Origin of the sequence: Janthinobacterium sp. UMAB-60 (assembly GCF_900095235.1) — a bacterium.
Classification (GTDB): Bacteria; Pseudomonadota; Gammaproteobacteria; order Burkholderiales; family Burkholderiaceae_D; genus Janthinobacterium.
In genome coordinates this window covers 1-217 of sequence record NZ_LT607545.1, presented here as the reverse complement: position 1 = coordinate 217, position 217 = coordinate 1, and the positions used below count along the sequence as shown (strand labels likewise).

The following is a 217-nucleotide window of genomic DNA, read 5'->3' as shown; positions in this document are numbered from 1 at the left end:
CCTTGGAGGATGGTCCCCCCATATTCAGACAGGATGTCACGTGTCCCGCCCTACTTGTCGCATGCTTAGTTCCACACATCGCATTTCACGTACCGGGCTATCACCGTCTATGGCTCCTATTTCCAGAGGATTCTGTTATGCGTCATGCTAAAACATGCAGGCTCTTCCCATTTCGCTCGCCGCTACTTTGGGAATCTCGGTTGATTTCTTTTCCTGC

The 217-nt window shown here is 51.2% G+C and carries 1 rRNA gene; it reads right to left on the bottom strand.

The annotated features are described in order from the left end of the window. A 23S ribosomal RNA gene (locus K0F86_RS27240) occupies nucleotides 1-217 on the bottom strand; the annotation flags it as partial.